Origin of the sequence: Acetobacter indonesiensis (assembly GCF_000963945.1) — a bacterium.
GTDB lineage: Bacteria > Pseudomonadota > Alphaproteobacteria > Acetobacterales > Acetobacteraceae > Acetobacter > Acetobacter indonesiensis.
Genome location: NZ_BAMW01000051.1, coordinates 1 through 3,806, shown reverse-complemented (window position 1 = coordinate 3,806; position 3,806 = coordinate 1). Strand labels below are relative to the sequence as shown.

Here is a 3,806-nt window from a genome sequence, read left to right as displayed (position 1 = left end):
ATTGGCTTCAATCTTCACGCTACCGGTCGTGCTGCCAATCACACTCGGTGTATAGGTGCGCAATTAGAGAGGCACCCGTAACATGAGGGGATGGTTGGAGCGTCACATCTCCTGCTGCTTCGCCAGCCACGCCCGCAACATGCAGCCCCAAGCAGCAGAAAAAAATAATTTTTATGTTCTATTTTTTCGTTTAAATCAAAATCTTCAATCGCTCTTATGGAATTTTATATCATGCTCCCCACCATAACGGATTACCTTCAAGAGCATCATAACGTTCGCGTATTTTTTCATTCTTGGGATCGTTTTTCCCCACTGCAAACTTTGGAGCAACAATATCACGACCAACTATCAATGGTATATATGTTACAAAATTTTCCTTAGTTGATTCTGCTGTTTTCATACAATCTTCAAACGCAGAAAAATAATCTGCAAATAATAGAGCAAGTGTTGGCTTAGTTGGGTTCAGGCGTCGACCTTTTTCTCCAGAAATATAACCTTCAAAATCATCCAAAGATGTTTCTATATTTTTCAGTACACTCTCAATAAAAACAAAATTCTCACGAAGCTCTGCAAAATCTTCCCAGACAACGTATCTCTTATACAATCGGTCTGTTACTAAAGGAAGCAAAGTTTTTTTAGGGATTTCAACAAAATAATTTACGCACCTAAAAAAATACTCAACGTCCCCAGATGAGCCAAGTTCCAGCATCAGGATGCCGCCATAGACTGAAACAGTCATTTTAGTGTTCCTTTAAACGTAATATTCTCTTGGGAAAGAATTCCATTACTTTTTTCTATTATCTTCTTCACTATTGTCATGGCTGTTTCTCTGGATACATTCTGCCCTCTTACATCAATAACAACGTTTTGCTGGGTGTCCTTGGGAAGCTGAGAGGCTCTCTGAATGATCTGCTTAATAACATTTGAGATTAAACCAGATGAATTCTTTGCAATATTATAGTTTTTGACTTCATAACTTTCACCCGTAGCTGTGTCCAAAACATCAATGCGGGAACTGCCTTTTTTTCCATAAGGGACTTCCTCCCCATCTTTATAGCTGACCTGTTCCCGAGCATTTTCACCAACATCATTTGCAACATCTTTTTCTGACTGCTGTGGTGTTGGGCGCGTAATCTCTTTTCACACATCACCAGCGGCTGACTCTAAATTTTCAGCACTCCCTGCCTCTTTCTCCGCACCTTTTGCAACAGTAGTCCCCTCTCCCTTAAGAGTATTCAACAGTGCGTCTTTCGCCACTTGAGCCGCCCAGCTTTTCGCAAGAGCAGCAACGACCTTGAGAATATCACCAGCGCCTGCGTTATATTGCTCAACAGCTGAAGCCTGGGAGGCACCATTTAGTGCGTTGATGGACGCAGTCTTACCTCCACCTCTAGCAACCCCACCGGCTGCACCGGCCCCAGAAGCAATAATATTCTCAATCGCCGTCACCAGAGGAGCGGCTGTCTCTACATTGTTGTCCGTTTGATCAAGAACCCAGCCTGCAACACTATTCAGTGAAGCTGAAACCGCGCTCCCCCCAGCAGCCATACCGGCGGCCGCAGATCCAATGTTACCACCTGTTACAGCAGCAATCAGCGCATTCGCCGCTGTCTCCAAGGCTATGCGGTTATAACTGTTCTCAACACCCTTTTCTCCAAAACCCGCAATCCCCAGGCTATTCAGCTGATCCGAAATCTGTCCGCCAACTTCACCCACAAGCTGGCTGCCCATCTGCTGGGACAGAATCTGGTTGCTCAGCTTTTGTGCGTCAAACATGTTCTTCAGCGCTGCGTTCGCTGTCGTAACATCTGTTGTGTAGTGTCCAGAGAGACTCCCGGCATCAACCTTAATATTTCCGCCAATGGCAGACTGACTTTCGCTCGTCTCATCATGCGTGCGACCACCCCCCATCAGACCGGAGGCACCAGAGGCAAGGCCCGTACCCACGGAGCCCAGAATCCCCGTCGTGCTGCCCATCATCCCGGCCCCACCGCTGAACGAGCCGCCCTGCTGCGTGGCCTGCCAGCGGGAGATATTCTCAACGGAACTGGTCGTCAGGCTCCCTGTGCTGAAATGGTTCAGGCCCGCGTCCGCCATACTCTCAATGACACCGGCTTTCAGCGTTGTGTTTCCTGCAACATCCACACCAAGGCCCTGATCTCCGGCATAAAGGCCGGAGAGCTGGTCCTCCGTGCTCGCAAAATGATCCGTCACATTCTGCTGGCTGTAGCTCGCACCACCGCTGGTCTTGCCACCAGCCCCCCACACCGGAATGGAAATCTCCGCACCGGCCTGCCGCGCCGTGCTTTTATAGTCCGAGGTGTTCTGCGGGCTGATAATACTCAATGAGCCAGCCGATACATCCACGCACGGCCCGGTGACTTCCGCTCCATCCAGCGTCAGCCCACTAGGCGTTCCCAACGTCACGCTGTTGCCAGCCTTGATCGTCGTGTCAACCGCAGTGCTGCTCGACGTCGTCACATGCTGGTTCTGTATCCCGACAGATGCGGAGTTTGAACTGTTCCGGCTTTCACTCTACCGCGTATTCCAACGGTCGTTCCCTGCCCCGTGCCGCTGCTCTGGCTGTTGGTCACAGACCCCAGATCAAGCGTTTTCGCAGCATACAGCGAGGTCGAGCCGCCGCCGATCACCGTGGCACCAGACACCTTGAGGTTCTATACAGATATGACAAATCTTTAACTCCGATTATAATTTTTATTTACTTCCGTTGCTGTGATAATAAACGCGTTATGATTTAAACTTTCTTCTTTAATGAAATCATAAGCCTGCCTGTTAACTATTGCAGCCTCTTGCATCGACATCGGAGGATTGGGGCCATCCCAAATACAATCTAAACGTGCCTCAAAAGCGCCACAAGGAAATTCGGTGCTAGGTAAATGTTTTATTCCACCTTCTATTCTCCAGATAAGAACTCCCCTCTTTGCTGCACTCTTACATACAGACATGGCAGCTTGAGGAGTCAATTTCATTATAATACTCCCTCCAAGATCATAGAAATCGTTTTCATTTCCATAAACTAAAGAACGGTCAACCAAATTATTTTTTTGCTTTATTTCCATTTTATTCTTCCATCTGGAATCCAACTTTTATCATTTTTATCGCTCAACTGAACAACCTCTCCCGTCCTATCGTTAATTACAATATATCCACTTTTATTTCCGTAAACAGTCGCTGTGTCATCTCTGGGAACACCATCTGGGGCTTTGCTAGCAGAACGCTTATCCGTTGAGGTTCCTGTGGGACCTTTCTCTATGATTTTTTCAATACCAGCATCGGTCCATCCACGTCCTGCCATTTGCTCCCTGATTTTTCCATCTATCGAGAAACCATTTTTATTATTAACTACATCATTCCTGAGTGGAGTTTGCTCATCCTCCTTGGACAAGCTTCCCCCTTCTGACTCCGGCGCAACCGTTCCCTCACCTGAAACAGAGACAGCACTTCCGGCGGAATCAGGGCTATAACCCGTAACATTTTCCTTGATGCTGTATTGTGCACTCGCATCTGGGTCATTCTTTTCAGAACTGCCAAATCCGGGGTTGGCCGTGTAGTTTGCGTAGGGATCTTTCGGACTCCCTCTTTTATAGACTTGAGTTGTTACACCCGCCGGGTTTTGAGTGTCATTGCCCGCAACCTCGAGGGACGACGACGCATCAACCTGACTGTTGGCAGAACCAGAGACCGGTTCGTTATTTTCAGAACCATCAGATTCCACTGAAAAGACTTGTGCCTGTATTGCATCATTGATGAGCTGCTTGGTAAGTGAATCACTTTCTTTTACGGTA

6 protein-coding genes are annotated in these 3,806 nt (G+C 47.6%); all 6 read right to left on the bottom strand.

Translation table 11 applies throughout. The features are described from left to right. Positions 1–229 precede the first annotated feature (229 nt). Positions 230–739: a hypothetical protein gene (locus tag Abin_RS12310; protein WP_048847376.1), complete on the bottom strand. Its 510-nt coding sequence runs from the start codon at positions 737–739 to the stop codon at positions 230–232. Beyond that, positions 736–999, bottom strand: coding sequence for a hypothetical protein (locus Abin_RS12305; RefSeq protein ID WP_143217232.1), 264 nt, complete (start codon positions 997–999; stop codon positions 736–738). The genes Abin_RS12310 and Abin_RS12305 overlap by 4 nt, the downstream gene beginning before the upstream one ends. Positions 1,000–1,140: 141 nt before the next feature. Further along, entirely contained in the window at positions 1,141–2,481 is a 1,341-nt protein-coding gene (locus tag Abin_RS12300; RefSeq protein ID WP_048847373.1) for a hemagglutinin repeat-containing protein, read from the bottom strand. After that, positions 2,478–2,666 (bottom strand): hypothetical protein, encoded by a 189-nt coding sequence (locus Abin_RS12295; RefSeq protein WP_048847371.1) that lies wholly within the window; start codon positions 2,664–2,666, stop codon positions 2,478–2,480. The genes Abin_RS12300 and Abin_RS12295 overlap by 4 nt, the downstream gene beginning before the upstream one ends. A 30-nt stretch (positions 2,667–2,696) precedes the next feature. Then, on the bottom strand, positions 2,697–3,080 hold the full coding sequence (locus tag Abin_RS12290) for a hypothetical protein (RefSeq protein ID WP_048847369.1): 384 nt from the start codon (positions 3,078–3,080) through the stop codon (positions 2,697–2,699). Then, the coding region (locus Abin_RS12285) for a colicin E5-related ribonuclease (RefSeq protein WP_048847367.1) at positions 3,071–3,806 on the bottom strand (736 nt) is incomplete at its 5' end. The genes Abin_RS12290 and Abin_RS12285, both read right to left, overlap by 10 nt.